This is a genomic window from Streptosporangium sp. NPDC053982, assembly GCF_055585205.1.
On record NZ_JBVJKQ010000022.1, the window covers coordinates 38,202 to 52,287 of the forward strand.

16 protein-coding genes are annotated in these 14,086 nt (G+C 71.7%); 8 read left to right on the forward strand and 8 right to left on the reverse strand.

The annotated features are described in order from the left end of the window. Nucleotides 1-65: 65 nt before the first annotated feature. Both ACZ6W9_RS33310 and ACZ6W9_RS33315 read left to right on the forward strand, forming a co-directional pair. Entirely contained in the window at nucleotides 66-1,202 is a 1,137-nt protein-coding gene (locus ACZ6W9_RS33310) for a sensor histidine kinase (RefSeq protein ID WP_470121317.1), read from the forward strand. Beyond that, nucleotides 1,199-1,858 carry a response regulator gene (locus ACZ6W9_RS33315; RefSeq protein ID WP_389968506.1) on the forward strand — a complete coding sequence of 220 codons (660 nt, stop codon included), beginning with the start codon at nucleotides 1,199-1,201 and terminating at the stop codon, nucleotides 1,856-1,858. The genes ACZ6W9_RS33310 and ACZ6W9_RS33315 overlap by 4 nt, the downstream gene beginning before the upstream one ends. 39 nt (nucleotides 1,859-1,897) lie before the next feature. Here the strand turns inward: ACZ6W9_RS33315 and ACZ6W9_RS33320 are convergent, their stop codons facing one another. From ACZ6W9_RS33320 to ACZ6W9_RS33330, 3 genes are all read right to left on the reverse strand, one after another. After that, nucleotides 1,898-3,034, reverse strand: coding sequence for a M50 family metallopeptidase (locus ACZ6W9_RS33320; protein WP_470121319.1), 1,137 nt, complete (start codon nucleotides 3,032-3,034; stop codon nucleotides 1,898-1,900). 181 nt (nucleotides 3,035-3,215) lie between these two features. Continuing rightward, the gene (locus ACZ6W9_RS33325; RefSeq protein ID WP_362944498.1) at nucleotides 3,216-3,431 is read right to left on the reverse strand and encodes a DUF1918 domain-containing protein; all 216 of its coding nucleotides are present in this window, start codon (nucleotides 3,429-3,431) and stop codon (nucleotides 3,216-3,218) included. Between the two features lie 99 nt (nucleotides 3,432-3,530). Next, nucleotides 3,531-4,100, reverse strand: coding sequence for an Rv1733c family protein (locus ACZ6W9_RS33330; protein WP_470121321.1), 570 nt, complete (start codon nucleotides 4,098-4,100; stop codon nucleotides 3,531-3,533). A 224-nt stretch (nucleotides 4,101-4,324) separates the two neighbouring features. On the opposite strand from ACZ6W9_RS33330, the gene ACZ6W9_RS33335 reads away from it, so the two are divergent. From ACZ6W9_RS33335 to ACZ6W9_RS33350, 4 genes are all read left to right on the forward strand, one after another. Beyond that, nucleotides 4,325-4,966, forward strand: a complete 642-nt coding sequence (locus ACZ6W9_RS33335) for a response regulator transcription factor (protein WP_179828590.1) — start codon at nucleotides 4,325-4,327, stop codon at nucleotides 4,964-4,966. A gap of 52 nt (nucleotides 4,967-5,018) precedes the next feature. Then, nucleotides 5,019-5,426 (forward strand): pyridoxamine 5'-phosphate oxidase family protein, encoded by a 408-nt coding sequence (locus ACZ6W9_RS33340; RefSeq protein WP_389968512.1) that lies wholly within the window; start codon nucleotides 5,019-5,021, stop codon nucleotides 5,424-5,426. A gap of 84 nt (nucleotides 5,427-5,510) precedes the next feature. Beyond that, entirely contained in the window at nucleotides 5,511-6,371 is an 861-nt protein-coding gene (locus ACZ6W9_RS33345) for a universal stress protein (RefSeq protein ID WP_389968514.1), read from the forward strand. Nucleotides 6,372-6,532: 161 nt separating this feature from the next. Next, entirely contained in the window at nucleotides 6,533-7,018 is a 486-nt protein-coding gene (locus ACZ6W9_RS33350; protein ID WP_389968516.1) for an anthrone oxygenase family protein, read from the forward strand. Between the two features lie 208 nt (nucleotides 7,019-7,226). On the opposite strand, the gene ACZ6W9_RS33355 is transcribed toward ACZ6W9_RS33350, so the two are convergent. The 5 genes from ACZ6W9_RS33355 to ACZ6W9_RS33375 all read right to left on the reverse strand — a co-directional run bounded on the left by ACZ6W9_RS33355 (nucleotide 7,227) and on the right by ACZ6W9_RS33375 (nucleotide 11,352). Continuing rightward, the gene (locus ACZ6W9_RS33355; protein WP_389968517.1) at nucleotides 7,227-7,865 is read right to left on the reverse strand and encodes a LysE family translocator; all 639 of its coding nucleotides are present in this window, start codon (nucleotides 7,863-7,865) and stop codon (nucleotides 7,227-7,229) included. 60 nt (nucleotides 7,866-7,925) lie between these two features. Continuing rightward, the gene (locus tag ACZ6W9_RS33360) at nucleotides 7,926-8,165 is read right to left on the reverse strand and encodes a hypothetical protein (RefSeq protein WP_389968518.1); all 240 of its coding nucleotides are present in this window, start codon (nucleotides 8,163-8,165) and stop codon (nucleotides 7,926-7,928) included. Further along, complete coding sequence (locus ACZ6W9_RS33365) at nucleotides 8,162-9,304, reverse strand: inorganic phosphate transporter (RefSeq protein WP_389968519.1); 1,143 nt, start codon at nucleotides 9,302-9,304, stop codon at nucleotides 8,162-8,164. Before ACZ6W9_RS33365 ends, ACZ6W9_RS33360 begins: the two co-directional genes overlap by 4 nt. A 96-nt stretch (nucleotides 9,305-9,400) precedes the next feature. After that, nucleotides 9,401-9,982: a DsbA family protein gene (locus tag ACZ6W9_RS33370; protein WP_470121324.1), complete on the reverse strand. Its 582-nt coding sequence runs from the start codon at nucleotides 9,980-9,982 to the stop codon at nucleotides 9,401-9,403. A gap of 278 nt (nucleotides 9,983-10,260) precedes the next feature. Beyond that, the gene (locus ACZ6W9_RS33375; RefSeq protein ID WP_389968522.1) at nucleotides 10,261-11,352 is read right to left on the reverse strand and encodes a DUF2267 domain-containing protein; all 1,092 of its coding nucleotides are present in this window, start codon (nucleotides 11,350-11,352) and stop codon (nucleotides 10,261-10,263) included. A gap of 398 nt (nucleotides 11,353-11,750) precedes the next feature. Between ACZ6W9_RS33375 and trxA the strand changes: the two genes are divergently transcribed. Next, nucleotides 11,751-12,194 (forward strand): thioredoxin, encoded by a 444-nt coding sequence (trxA, locus tag ACZ6W9_RS33380; RefSeq protein ID WP_389968524.1) that lies wholly within the window; start codon nucleotides 11,751-11,753, stop codon nucleotides 12,192-12,194. Beyond that, nucleotides 12,178-13,848 carry an FAD-dependent oxidoreductase gene (locus ACZ6W9_RS33385; RefSeq protein WP_389968526.1) on the forward strand — a complete coding sequence of 557 codons (1,671 nt, stop codon included), beginning with the start codon at nucleotides 12,178-12,180 and terminating at the stop codon, nucleotides 13,846-13,848. The genes trxA and ACZ6W9_RS33385 overlap by 17 nt, the downstream gene beginning before the upstream one ends. The last annotated feature ends 238 nt before the right edge of the window (nucleotides 13,849-14,086 follow it).

The following is a 14,086-nucleotide window of genomic DNA, read 5'->3' on the forward strand; positions in this document are numbered from 1 at the left end:
TGGACATCCGCCGGTAGCTCGCACGGGGGATGGGCGCGGGCCACCGGATCCCCTACGCTCCCCCAATGATCGATCTGTGGCGGCGGCGCGACGTCGTGGTCCGGGACCTGCCGTTCGGGGTGCTGGTGGCCGTCGCGTCGCTCCTGCCGGCGCTCCACGGCAAGGGGACGCAGGTCGGCGATCTGCCGGCCCGCCCCTTCGACGCGGCGGCGTTCGCCGTGATCGCCCTGGAGTGCCTTCCGCTCGCCGTACGCCGACGGTGGCCGGCCGTGTGCCTGGCCCTGGTGTCACTCGGCTTCGCCCTCGACCAGCTGCGCGCCTACCACGTGCTCGCGAGCAACGTGATGCCCATCGCGCTCATCAGCGCGGGCGCCCATCTGGAGCGCCACCGGCGCCTCACCACGGTCCTGCTCTCGGCGGCGTACGCGGCACTGGCCTTCGCCCTCGACCGGCTCGGCGCGGCCGAACGGATGGAAGGATACGTGGTCTTCTACCTGGCCCTGGCCCTGGCATGGGGCGTCGGGGCCCGGCTGCGCTCCGCCCGCGCCGCCGAGGCGGAACACCGCCGCCACGTCGCCGAGGCCACCCGCGCCGCCGAACGCACCCGCATCGCCCGCGAGCTCCACGACGTCGTGACGCACCACGTGACGGCGATGGTCGTACAGGCCGAGGCCGCACGCTACCTGACCGCCTCCCCCGACCGCCTCGACGCGACACTGAGCGCCGTCACCGGCACCGGCCGGCGAGCCATCGCCGACCTGCGGCACATGCTCGACCTGCTCAAAGCCGACCACGACCCCGATACGGGCGTCTCCTCCGCCGGCGGACTCCACACCCTCGTGGAACAGACCCGCCAGGCCGGGCAACCGGTGGAGTTCACCGAGGAGGGCGGCCCGGCGGAATCAGCGGGCAGCGCCGAACTCGTGACCTACAGGGTCGTGCAGGAGGCCCTGACGAACGCGCTCAAACACGCCTACGGCAGCCGCACCGTGGTCCGGGTGCGCTACGGGGACAAGGAGATCAGCGTGGCGGTGAGCACCGACGGCTCCGGCTCGCAGACCGGCTCTCCCGGCGGAAGCGGGCGAGGCCTGGCCGGGCTCCGCGAGCGGGTGGACGCCCTGGGCGGCGAGTTCGGCACGACCCGGCGGGCGGACGGCGGCTTCGCCGTACGGGCCCGCATCCCCGCGGGAGACCCGTCGTGACCACACCGATCCGGGTCCTGGTCTGCGATGACCAGGCGCTGATCCGCACCGGCTTCGCAACGATCATCGGCGCGCAGCCCGACATGGAGGTGGTGGGCGAGTGCGGCGACGGCCGCGCCGCGGTCGACCTGGCCCGCCGGCTGAACCCCGACATGGTCGTGATGGACGTGCGGATGCCGGTGCTCGACGGCATCGAGGCCACCCGCCTGCTGGCCGGCGCCGGAGTGGCCGACCCCGTCAAGGTGCTCGTGGTGACGACGTTCAACCTGGACGAATACGTCTACGAGGCGCTGCGCGCCGGAGCGAGCGGCTTCCTGCTCAAAGACGCCCCGCCCGCGCAACTCCTGCACGGCATCCGCACCGTCGCCGCCGGCGCCGCGCTGCTGGCCCCGGAGGTGACCCGCCGGCTCGTCGGCCGGTACGCGGCCCGCATCCGCCCCGCCGAGGGCGCGGCGGACGACCTCCCGCTGACCCCGCGCGAGCTGGAGGTGCTGCGCCTCATCGCCGAAGGCCTGTCCAACGGCGAGATCGCCGCCACCCTGGTGATCAGCCAGGAGACCGTCAAGACGTACGTGTCGCGCATCCTCACCAAACTCGACCTGCGCGACCGCGTGCAGGCGGTGGTCTACGCCCACCGCAGAGGCCTGGTGACCTGAGCCGCCCCGCCCGGCCGGTGGCGGACCGGCGGGACGCGCCTAACCGGGACGGCCCGGCACCTTCGTCCCGGCACGCAGCGACGCCTGAAGCATGATCCTCGCCACGTCCGCCGCGGTGACCATGCCGACCACCCGCCCACCCTCGCACACCACCGCGGCCACCTCCCCACCGCCGGCCGACAGCACCCCCACCGCCGGATCCTGCGCCTGCAGCACCCGCCCCGCCGGCAACGGCCGCATGACCTGCGAGACACGCACCTCACCGCGCCGCTCCACCGGCACCGCGCACAACGCCGCCAGCGACACCGTGCCGACCGGCGCGCCGGAGAAGTCCACCACCGGAAAAACGCTCTGCGCCGACCGCAGCGCCACCGACTCGGCGAAGACGCCCACCTCCAGCCACGCCGGAGCCTGATCCACCCCGGCGGTCATCACCTCCCGCACGCTCAGCCCCTCAAGACCCGCCTGCGCCGCCCGGGCCATCCCCTCACCGCGGGCGCTGCCCGACAGGAACCAGCCGACCAGCGCCGTCCACAACCCGCCGATCGGCGACCACACCAGCGTCTGCACCACCCCCGCGGCGATCAGCGCCATGCCCAGCGACTGCCCGGCCCGCGCCGCCACCCGGTCGGCCCGCCCCCGGTCCCCGAAACGCCGCCACAGCACCGCGTGCAGCACCCTGCCACCGTCCAGCGGCGCACCCGGCAGCATGTTGAAGACCGCCAGCACCCCGTTGACCGTCGCCAGCCACACCAGCGCCGACCACACCAGCGGCACCCCCCGCGCCGCCGCCGACACCGCCAGCGCCACCAGCGCCACCACCGCGCTCGTCACCGGCCCCGCCAGGCTGATGCGCAGCTCCGCCCGCGGCGAGCCCACCTCGCCCTCGAACTCCGTCACCCCGCCCAGCAGCCACAGCGTGATCGACTTCACGCTCACCCCCGCCCGGCGGGCCACCAGGGCGTGCGCCAGCTCATGCGCCAGCAACGAGGCGAAGAACACCGGCGACGTCACCGCGGCGGCCACCCAGTACAGCTGCGGCGCCAGCCCCGGCGCCGAGACGGGCAGCACCGCCGTACCCAGGATCATCGCGATCAGCGCGACGATCAGCAGCGCGGACCAGTGGACCCCCACCGGCACCCCCGCCACGCGTCCCAGACGCAGCGTCGGATTCACCCCTCAAGCCTGAACCGTCGCCGCGCCCCGGTCCAGAGACCTTCGCCCCCCGCCCACCGGGACCTTCGGGCCGCACCCACCCGCCACCGCGCGGACGGACCACCCCGCCCCGGGAAAAACCCACCGGCCGACGCCACCCCCACCCACGAAGCGAAGGAGGCGGCGCCGACCGGCGCGCCGATCACGGCGCCGGAAGTACGGCCTCACGCCCCCGCCCGGCCTCCACATGCGCGTCCGGACCGGGGAACACCAGACTCTCGTGCTCGGCGCCCTCCCAGCGCACCACATACGGCGGCTCCCCACCGGGATGACGCAACTCCACGATCACCCCGATCCGCCGCCCCTCACCCGTATGGGCCCCCTCAACGATGAGCCGGTCCCCCACCTGAGCCTTCATCGCACACCCTTTCCACTCGCGCCCCCACACGAAAAGGGCGATCCCCCTCCTCGCGAACCCGGCCGGCGGCCGGGAAGAACCACACCGCCCCCGCGCACCTCACGCCTGCCGCCTGCGACGCCAGCGCTGGTCGGCCAGCGCCCACGCCCGCTCCCACTCGGCCGCCCGGTGCCGGTTCAACAGCCCCCGCGCCCCCGCGAGCCCCAGGAGCAGAAGCGCCGCGGCCCACCCCACCAAGGTCACCACCGCGAACACCGTGTCCAGGACCGTCTTGACGTGACTCTGCGGCGCCGACGTCGGCCGCCCCGAGGCATCCAGCCACACCCGGGTGCCCGCCCCGGCCCGCACATCCGGCGGCAACGTCACCCGCGCCGTGCGCACCACCCCCTCGGCCGTGCTCCAGCGCACCGTCCGCAACCGCCACTGCGGCCCCGTCTCCGGCGCCTTAGGCCCATCCACCACCTGCGCGCTCACCGGCACCCGATGCCCCGGACCGCTCAGCTCCGCCCGCATCCCCCCGGCGTACACCTGCCGGCCCAGCGCCATCGCCGGCCACAGGCACGCCACGAACAACGCGACGGCCACCAGCAACGCCACCGTCTCCAGCCGGTCCGAACCCCTGCGCAGCGGATTGCCGTCGAACCGGTGCAGGTTCAGGTGACACCTCACCCACCGAGTAACGCAGCGCATCGGGCCACCTCCCGCGGCCGACATTCACAATCCCCAGCATTCGCCCCATTTCCAGCGTTCGGTGCGCCACACCCCACCTGCCAGGGTCTTTTGACGCCCCCGCCCGGGACCTTAGACCCCCCAGACCAACCCTCGCCCCACCCACGCCCAACCCGGGACCTTCGTCCCTACCACCCCCGCCGCCCGGCCGCTACCGTGCACCTATGATCCGCGTGTTCCTCGTAGACGACCACGAAGTCGTACGCCGGGGCGTCGCCGCCCTGCTCGAATCCGAAGGCGACATCGACGTGATCGGCGAAGCCGGAACCGCCGAATCCGCCATCGCCCGCATCCCCGCCCTCAAACCCGACGTCGCCGTCCTCGACGTCCGCCTGCCCGACGGCAGCGGCATCGACGTCTGCCGCGAAGTCCGCTCCAAGATGCCCGACCTCGCCTGCCTCATGCTCACCTCCTTCGCCGACGACGAAGCCCTCTTCACCGCCGTCATGGCCGGCGCCGCCGGATACGTCCTCAAACAGATCCACGGCTCCGACCTCGTCGGCGCCGTCCGCACCGTCGCCGCCGGCCAATCCCTCCTCGACCCCCAGACCACCGCCTCCATGCTCGCCCGCCTGCGCGACCAGGCCGCCCGCAAAGACCCCCTCGCCGCCCTGTCCGACCAGGAACGCCACATCCTCGAACTCATCGGCGAAGGAATGACCAACCGCCAGATCGGAGAACGCCTCTACCTCGCCGAGAAGACCGTCAAGAACTACGTCTCCAACCTCCTGGCCAAACTCAACATGCAACGCCGCACCCAAGCCGCCGCCCTCGCCGCCCGCCTCAAGGCCGACCACCACGAATGACAGGACCTTCGCCCCTTACCCCACACCCCACACGATCGGCACCCTGGACCCCATGACAGTCGACTCCGCCGGCCTGCACGTACTCTCCCGCCAGGAGTGCATGCGACTGCTGTCAACCACCCCCATCGGCCGGATCGTCTTCACCGACCGCGCCCTGCCCGCCGTCCAGCCCGTCAACTTCTGCCTCCACCACGGCGACATCGTCATCCGCACCAACGCCGGCTCCAAACTCGCCGCCGCCACCCGCCACACCGTCGTCGCCTTCGAAGCCGACGACTTCGACCCCCGCACCCGCACCGGCTGGTCCGTCACCGCCGTCGGCCGCGCCCGCGCCGCCCGCGACCCCGACGAGATCACCCACCTGGCCGCCCTGCCCCTCACCCCCTGGGCACCCGGACAACGCGACCACTACATCGTCGTCACCGCCGAACACCTCTCCGGCCGCCGCATCTGGCGCTGACCACCCCCGGGGGACTTTCGCCCCTACCCCCACCCACCCCCGGCCACCACCCTGAAAGAACCACCCCCACGGCCGGGAGGGACCATGACACAACCCGTCATCGCCGGCGCCGACGGCTCAGCCCCCTCACTACGAGCCGTCATGTGGGCCGCCCAGGAAGCCGCCCTCAGAAAAGCACCCCTGCTCATCGCCCACACCGCCCTGCGCTGGACCAACGACGTCCCCCTCGCCCCCCAGCCCCACCACTGGGGAGCAGCCGCCGAAGCCACCGCCTGGGAACTCCTGAGCCAAGCCGCCGAACGCGCCCAGACCGGCACCGACGTCCACACCGTCACCACCGACATCCTCGACGGCCCCGCCGCCGAAGCCCTCGCCGACGCCGCCCGCCACGCCCAACTCCTCACCGTCGGCACCCGCGGCCGCGGCGGCTTCGCCGGACTCCTCCTCGGCTCCGTCAGCCGCGACCTCGCCACCCGCTGCCCCTGCCCCCTCATCGTCGTCGGCCCCCCACCCCCCTGCCAGAGCACCCACATCGTCGTCGGCGCCACCGGAGAACCCGGCCAGGAACCCGTCCTGAGATTCGCCTTCGAAGAAGCCCGGCTACGCGGCCGCCCCCTGCACGCCGTACACGCCTGGACCCACCCCCACGCCACCCCCGGCCGCCCCCAGCCCCTCGTCTACGACATCGACGCCGTCGGCCAGGAGGAAACCCTCCTCCTCGCAGAAGCCCTCGCCGGCTGGCGCGAGGAATTCCCCGACGTCACCCTCACCGAAGAAACCCTGCACACCCACCCCGCCAAAGCCCTCATCGACGCCTCCCACAACGCCGAACTCGTCGTCGCCGGCGCCACCGCCCGCCGCACCGCCACCCTCGGCCCCACCACCTCCATCCTCCTCCACCACTCCCACGCCCCCATCGCCGTCATCCGCCACCCCCCGGCCTGAAAACCCCCCACACCCCGCCCATCCACCGGCGTACCGCCGACTACCACCCACGTCGTAGCCCGCCAGGCCACCGAACCCGGCCCGAGCAGCGCAGAGGAGTAGAGCAGAGGACTCCACGGGCAGGACGCCACCGAACCCGGACCGGACAACGATTACCGGTCATGAGAACCCCAGCCGGATACATCCACGCGGCGGCGCTACTGGCCACCGGCCTGCTCGCGGGCGCCTTCGGATACGGTGCGGCCAACGTGATCCCCACATTCCACGCCGTCCCACTCGACGTACGCCTGACCTTCCACACCACGATGATGAACGTCAACGAGCCGGTCATGCAGAGCGCGATGGCACTGGCCATCCTCACCACCTTCGGCCTGGCGATCACCCGCCGCGGCCTGACCCGCCGCATGGCACTCGGCGCCGGAGCACTGACGCTGACCTCACTCCTGATCACCGTCTTCGGCAACGTCCCCCTGCACGCCCACTTCCGGAAATGGGTCCTCAACCCGATCCCGGAGAACCACGCCCAGATCTTCCAACGATGGGAACTGTTCCACACCCTGCGCACCCTGACCGCACTGGCCGCCTTCATCCTGACCATTCTGATCGTCACCGTCACCACCAGGCCTACAGCGACCGGGAACCCATGAACGACGGCACCACCTCCCCGTGTCACCCAGCACCCCACGATCGACGACGCATCAGCCGACACCACCAACCCCTCCACCGGCACCGACGGCCCTTTTTGGTTGAGGCTGTCTTTAGTCGCTATTTACTGATTTTTTGCATTAAGTGATGACCTTTACAAAGTAGATCATGAAATCGGCGAACGATCCCCGCAGCGGCCCGGTCCCGCCCTCAGCGGCTCTCCGTCACCAGCCGCAGACCGAAACCGATCAGCACCACCCCCGACAGCGCCTCCAGGCGGCGCCGTACGGCGGGCCGCCCGAAGACCAGCCGGGCCCGCCCCACCATCCAGATGAACAACCCGTACCAGACCGTGTCGACCAGCACCCACACCACCGCGAGCATCGTCAGCGTGAGCGGCACGTCGGCGCCGTACGGCACGAACTGCGGCAGGAACGACATCGCGAACACCGCCGCCTTCGGGTTGGCCAGGCAGGTGCTCAGCCCCAGCAGGTAGGAGCGCCGCAGCCCCCCGCCGCTCTCGCCCACGGGCCCCTCCCCTCCCCCACCGCCGTCCCGCCCCTCCCGCCGACGCCGGGCGTTCCACAGCGACTGGGCGCCCATGAGCAGCAGCACCGCGGCCCCTGCCGCCCGCATGACGTCATAGGCCACCTCCGAGGCGACGACCAGCGCCGACAGGCCGAACGCGGCGGCCAGCGCCCACAGCAGGATGCCCGTCTCGTTGCCGACGGCCGCGGCCAGCCCCCGGGCCCGCCCGGCGCGCAACGTCTGCCGCAGGATGATCGCGGTGCTGGCGCCGGGGACCATCGCGACCACGAAACACGAACCGATGAAAGCCAGGAGGAACATGCCCTCATCGTCGCGACCGTGATCGGCGCGGGCAACCGCTTAACCGCCCGTCACGCCCCCTCACCCCGCATTCCCCTGGCCGGTCAGCATCAGCCACAGTCCCACCGCCACCCCGGCCACCGCCGTCAGGAAACACACCGACGCACAGACCCACCCCGCCGACCGGCACCCCCGCTCCCGCCGCGTCGCCGAGACACCCGCCAAACCCAGCGCGTACACCGCCACCCATCCCACCCCGCCGGCGAACGCGACCACCACCACCCGCAGGAACTCCCCCAGCTCCCCGGCGAACACCGTCACACCCCCTCCTCCTCCCACTTCATCCGGTGCCCCGCCCGCTCGGCGTTGACATTGGAGGCGTTCACCGGACGCCGATCAGCCGCCACGTAGAGCCAGAACCCCGCCATCAGCACCAGAAGGAACATCAGCCCCACCCCCTGCGTCCCACCGACCCACTGCGATCCCCACCACATCAGCGCCCCCAGCACCGCCGCCCCCGGCAACGTCATCAGCCACACCCCCGCCACTCCCGTGACCACCCGCCACCGCACCTTCGACGCCCCCCGGCGCATCCCCGCGCCCACCACCGAACCGCAGCACACCTGCGTCGTCGACAACGGAAACCCCGAATCCGACGCCACCAGGATCAACGCCGCCGACCCGCTCTGGGCCGCGAACCCCTCCATGCTCCCGATCCGCACCAACCTCCGGCCCACCGTACGGACGATCCGCCACCCCCCGACGAACGTCCCCGCCGCCATCGCCGCGGCGCTGCTCACCACCACCCACCCCGCAGGATCCTCACCCGCACCCGCCGCACCCCCGGTGACCAGCGCCAGCATGATCACACCCATCGTCTTCTGCGCGTCGTTCGTCCCGTGCGCCAGCGACACCAGTGACGCCGAACCGATCTGCCCCACCCGGAAACCCCGCTCCCGCACCCTCGCCGGCACTCCTCGCGTCACCCGCCGCACCACCCGCGACCCGGCGCCCGCCACCAGCATCGCCGCCACCGGGGACAGCAACGCCGGCAACAGCACCAGCGACGCCACCCCCACCCCCTTGACGGCCGACGCCCCCACCGCCACGAACGCCGCCCCCACCAGCCCGCCGACCAGCGCGTGCGACGAACTCGACGGCATCCCCAGGTACCACGTCACCAGATTCCACAGCATGCCGCCCATCAGCCCCGCGAAGACCACAGGCAACGTGATCACACCGCTGTCCACGATCCCCCCGGCCACCGTCGCCGCGACCTTCAACGACAGAAAGGCCCCGGCGAAGTTCAACGCGGCCGACAGTCCCACCGCCGCGTACGGCCGCAACGCCCCCGTCACCACCGACGTCGCCACCGCGTTCGCCGTGTCATGGAATCCATTGGTGAAGGCGAAGACCAATGCCGCGGCCACCACCATCAGCAGCAAGGGTCCCGTGTCCATGCCAACCTCATGGACACTTAAAAGCCCCAATAACCTGGGAAAATAGTAAGAAGCCCTAAAAAACCCATATGAGGTGAAAAACCTCCGACCTCCACCTCACCCCCGCCCGGCCTCCAGTACAGCCCCCACGATCGACGACGCATCAGCCGACACCACCAACCCCTCCACCAGCACCGACGGCGTCGCCTCCACCCCCGCCCGGCCCGCCATCGCCGTCACGAACCCCACCCACTCCGAATAGACCCCCGAGCGCACACACCCGCCGAACGACCCGCTCTCCACACCGGCCGCCTCCCCCGCCTCCACCAGCTCCTCATCCGACAGCCCCGGCCCGCCCTCGGCCGGCTGCGACCCGAAGAGCACCCGCGCATACTCGACGAACCTCCCCGCGTCCGCCGCGCACCCCGAAGCCGCCGCCGCCCGCGACGAATACCGGTCCGGCGACAGCGAGTCCAGAAACCCCATCGGGTGATACACCACGCTCGCCACCCCGTCCACCGCCAGCCGCTCCACCACCGGCCCCGCCGACTCCTCGAACCTCCGGCAGAACGGGCACAGGAAATCGAGGTAGACGTCCACCGTCACCGGCCCCGCCCCCACCACGATCCCCGTCCCGTCGGCCGACGCCCCAGCCGGCACCCGCTCCGGCCGCGCCACTCCCCCCGGCCACACCGCCATCACGCCCCCCGCACCCGGTACGGTCACCGGCCCCGCGCCCGTGACCCTTCGTGTTCCTACCCGCGATCCGCGGTTCGCCGTCCCAGCGCGCCCCCTCTTGCTTTTTCGAGCTCTTCAAGAACAAGCAGGACGACTGTGAAAAGGTCGTTCTCAAACCCTGACGGCCACCCGCATCGGGCCGTCGCGGCGAGCGCGGTGGCCCGATGCGGGTCTGCCCGGCGGCACTGGTCCGCGATGCCCGCCCGGAGGTGCGGACGGGCCCTGCCCCGGGGCGGGGACTACGTGTCCTTGTCCTCCTGCCAGCCGCCGGGTTCGGGGTGGTAGCCGTAGGCGGCGGCCCGCACCGTGTCCTCGTCCTCCAGCCCGGAGCCGATCGCACCGCCGACGGTGGCCAGCGAGCTGATGATCCAGGCCAGTGTCAGGTAGTCGGTGAAAGCGACCGGCCGCTGCAGGGTCTGTTCCAGCACGGATGTGTCGATCAGCAGTGCCGCGGCGAGTATCGTCCCGATGAACAGCACCAGATAGGACACCGAGGCGGCCAGGGTGAGGGTGAGGACCGTGCCCAGGTTGAACAGCCGGGCCAGCTCAGCCGGTGTCTCCCGGTCCGGTTTCTCCCACAGGTCGTGGGCGACGATCAGCCAGGCCACCAGCGCGGTCAGCCCGAAAAGCATGATCACGGTGAGGCGGAGTCCGCCGAGCGCGTCGCCCATCTGCCAGATGGTGTCGGTCGTGAGCGCGAACGCGGCCGCGCCGAAGGCGCCGACCAGCAGTTTGGACAGACCCAGCAGGGCGCGCCCCGGGCGGTTGGCCCGGACCATTCCGATCACCAGCCGCAGCCGCCCGATCAGCCGCGAGGCGACATAGCCCAGCTCCCCGGCATCGGCCCCGCCGACCACCCGGTGAACGGCGGCGACCCGGCCAGCCGGCCCGGCCGGCACCCGCTCGTCGGAAGCGTCGGAGAGGAGCCGGCCCACGAGCCCCGGAACGGCCGCGCGGAGCGCTCGCAACTGGCCCAGCCCCAGTGCGGGCAAGGACACCATCGCGACCCGGCGCCGGGTGGACGCCTGCGCGATCAGCGGCACCCGCTCGGTGTGCAGCGGCAGATCGGTCAGGCAGATCGCGACGTCCCACCGGGCTTCGGCGCGGCGGCGGGCGAGATCGTCGAGTAGCGCCTCGACGCCGCCGTCGCGGCGGGGAGCCACGTCGCCCCAACTTTCCCGGACGGTCCATCGCACGTCCGGGTCCACCCGCTCGGCGAGCCGGTCGGCCAGCTCGGCGGTGAGCCGCGCGACCACCTGGGCCGGATAGTCGGGCGGGGTCGCCACGAGTCCGACGACGATCTCCGGCCGACGCTGATCACTGGTGGCCATTGACGCCCCTCACCGGTAGCCGGGAGAAATCCCAGGACTGACTACCCGTTGTCGCGCGACAACATGCGCCATATATCGGGTTATGCGACAAATGGGAGCTATATCCCGTTCAGTGCCGGGTCGGCCATCGAACCCTCCTTCACGTTCAGAACACACGAACACGGCAGAAAGGGATCACACGCGGAGATGGTCACCGGTCGGCGTCGGGGGCGCCGTGAAGCGCCTCCGGCGGCGGAGATAGCTTCGGGATGTGAAGAAAGCTGAGCAGCGGCTCCTCACCGAGCGGCCGCCGAGACCGGTGAACCGGTCGTCGGCGACGCCTTCGACGGGGCGGTCGTCCATGTCGCGCTGACCGGCGGCACACCCTCGGTGACGTACGAGAATCCGGAGGTCTGACCATGCGGGCACAGGTCAGGGACGCGAGCGTCGTCCCATGTGCGAAATGCGGACGGAAGAACCGGCTGCCCCGTGCCGCTCCGGGGATCCCGCGGTGCGGCAACTGCCACCAGCCGCTTCCCTGGATCACCGATGCGGGGGACGACGACTTCGGCGAGGTCGTCGAGGCGGCCCGGATCCCGGTGGTCGTCGACTTCTGGGCGCCCTGGTGCGGGCCGTGCCGCCTGGTCAGCCCGGCGCTGGAGCAGGTCGCGGCCGATCTGGCCGGCCGCCTGAAGCTGGTGAAGGTGAACGTGGACGAGGCGCCCCGGCTCTCCGAACGCTTCACCGTACAGGCCGTCCCGACGCTTGTCATGATCGATCAGGGCCGGGTGGTCACCCGGCGGGCGGGCGCGGCGCCCGCTCCCGTCCTCCGCGAATGGGTGGACGATGCGCTGGCCGCCTGAGCTCCGCGAGACGCCGGACCCGCAGGGGGCCTACCCGCGGCTGAGTGACGCGCAGCTCCAGGCGCTGGCCCCGCACGGCGAGCGGCGCCGGGTCCGCCAGGACGAGGTCCTGTACGCGGAAGGCCTCCCGTGCACCGAATTCTTCGCGGTCCTGGCCGGCAAAGTGGCGACGGTCGAAGGATTCGGAGTCGACGATCAGGTGATCGGCGTCCACGGGGCGGGCCGGTTCCTGGGAGAGCTCAACGTGCTCACCGGCCAGGTCGGCTTCGTCACCGGCGTGGTCGCCGAGGACGGTGAGGTCCTCGCCGTGCCGGCGGACGCGCTCCGCCGCCTGGTCGCCGAGGACCCGGCACTCGGCGACCTCATCCTGCGGGCCTATCTCATCCGCCGCACGATGCTCATCGGACTGGGGGCGGGTTTCCGCATCATCGGCTCCCGCTTCTCGGCCGACTCCCGGCGGCTGCGGGAGTTCGCGGCACGCAACCGGCTGCCTCACCGGTGGATCGACCTCGAGCAGGACGAGGAGGCGGAGCGGTTCCTGCGAAGCATGGGCGTCACCCCGCAGGAGACCCCGGTCGTGATCTGGGGTGGCGAGAGGATGCTTCGCAACCCGAGCAACGCGGAGCTGGCCCGCGCGATCGGGCTCCCCGCACCACAGGTGCAGCAGACCCGATGCGACCTGCTCGTCGTCGGGGCCGGTCCGGCGGGGCTGGCGGCGGCGGTCTACGGGGCGTCGGAGGGCCTGGTGACGGTGGTCCTGGACGATGTCGCGACAGGTGGCCAGGCGGGCACCTCCTCGCGGATCGAGAACTACCTCGGCTTCCCGTCCGGGATCTCCGGCGGCGAACTGGCGGAGCGGGCGGTGATCCAAGCCGCCAAGTTCGGCGCGCGTTTCCGCGTCCCCGCACAGGCCTGCGGACTGCGCCTGGACGCGGGCGACCACATCGTCACCCTGCGGGAGGGCGGCACGATCCACGCGCGCGCCCTGCTCATCGCATCCGGTGTCCGCTACCGGAGGCTCGACGTGCGGAACCTGGAGCGGTTCGAGCCCACGAGCGTCTACTACGCGGCGACCATGTTCGAAGCCCAGATGTGCGAGCGCGACCCGATCGTCGTCGTAGGAGGAGGCAACTCGGCCGGCCAGGCGGCCCTCTTCCTGGCCGGGCACGCCGCTCACGTCCGGCTGCTCGTGCGGGAGGACACGCTGTCCAGGAACATGTCCCGCTATCTGGCCGCCGAGATCGAACGGCATTCCCGGATCGAGATCATGCTGAACACCGAGGTCCGGGAGCTGACGGGGGAAGGGAAGCTCGCCGCGGTCGTCGCCGAGAACAACGTCACCGGCGAGCGTTCCACGGTCGAGGCACGCGCGATGTTCGTCTTCATCGGCGCGGAGCCGTACACCGCCTGGCTGGCCGACGAGATCGCACTCGACCCGCGAGGCTACATACTGACGGGCGCGGACGCCGCCCGGTCAGGTAAGGAAGGCACGCCCGACTCCGCCGGCCGGCCGTTCCCGCTGGAGACGAGCAGGGCGGGCGTGTTCGCGGCCGGGGACGTGCGGAGCGGGTCGATCAAGCGGGTGGCCGCGGCGGTCGGCGAAGGCGCCATGGCCGTACGGCTGATCCACGACCACCTCCAGACCGGAGAGTGACTCCGGGCCGGAAAGAGACCTCCGTGGCCGCCATGGCGGTGTCGCGATTCGCACGCGGCGGGTATCACCGTCCAGCGGCCCCGGCCCCGGCGGCGGCGGCGGATCGCCGCGTAGTTCTCCGGCACCGCTCGGTGGCGCCGTCCCGTATGGCCCTCGCGGGATCAGACCACCGCTCCGGACCCCCCACATCATGACGATGAGCAACCGTATGGACACCGAACGCATCCAACTGTGGGTT

Coding starts and splice junctions, on each gene's coding strand:
- ACZ6W9_RS33310 (WP_470121317.1), top strand. CDS start 66: ATGATCGATCTGTGGCGGCGGCGCGACGTCGTGGTCCGGGACCTGCCG.
- ACZ6W9_RS33325 (WP_362944498.1), bottom strand. CDS start 3,431: ATGAAGGCTCAGGTGGGGGACCGGCTCATCGTTGAGGGGGCCCATACG.
- ACZ6W9_RS33335 (WP_179828590.1), top strand. CDS start 4,325: ATGATCCGCGTGTTCCTCGTAGACGACCACGAAGTCGTACGCCGGGGC.
- ACZ6W9_RS33340 (WP_389968512.1), top strand. CDS start 5,019: ATGACAGTCGACTCCGCCGGCCTGCACGTACTCTCCCGCCAGGAGTGC.
- ACZ6W9_RS33345 (WP_389968514.1), top strand. CDS start 5,511: ATGACACAACCCGTCATCGCCGGCGCCGACGGCTCAGCCCCCTCACTA.
- ACZ6W9_RS33350 (WP_389968516.1), top strand. CDS start 6,533: ATGAGAACCCCAGCCGGATACATCCACGCGGCGGCGCTACTGGCCACC.
- ACZ6W9_RS33355 (WP_389968517.1), bottom strand. CDS start 7,865: ATGTTCCTCCTGGCTTTCATCGGTTCGTGTTTCGTGGTCGCGATGGTC.
- ACZ6W9_RS33365 (WP_389968519.1), bottom strand. CDS start 9,304: ATGGACACGGGACCCTTGCTGCTGATGGTGGTGGCCGCGGCATTGGTC.
- ACZ6W9_RS33370 (WP_470121324.1), bottom strand. CDS start 9,982: ATGGCGGTGTGGCCGGGGGGAGTGGCGCGGCCGGAGCGGGTGCCGGCT.
- ACZ6W9_RS33375 (WP_389968522.1), bottom strand. CDS start 11,352: ATGGCCACCAGTGATCAGCGTCGGCCGGAGATCGTCGTCGGACTCGTG.
- trxA (WP_389968524.1), top strand. CDS start 11,751: ATGCGGGCACAGGTCAGGGACGCGAGCGTCGTCCCATGTGCGAAATGC.
- ACZ6W9_RS33385 (WP_389968526.1), top strand. CDS start 12,178: ATGCGCTGGCCGCCTGAGCTCCGCGAGACGCCGGACCCGCAGGGGGCC.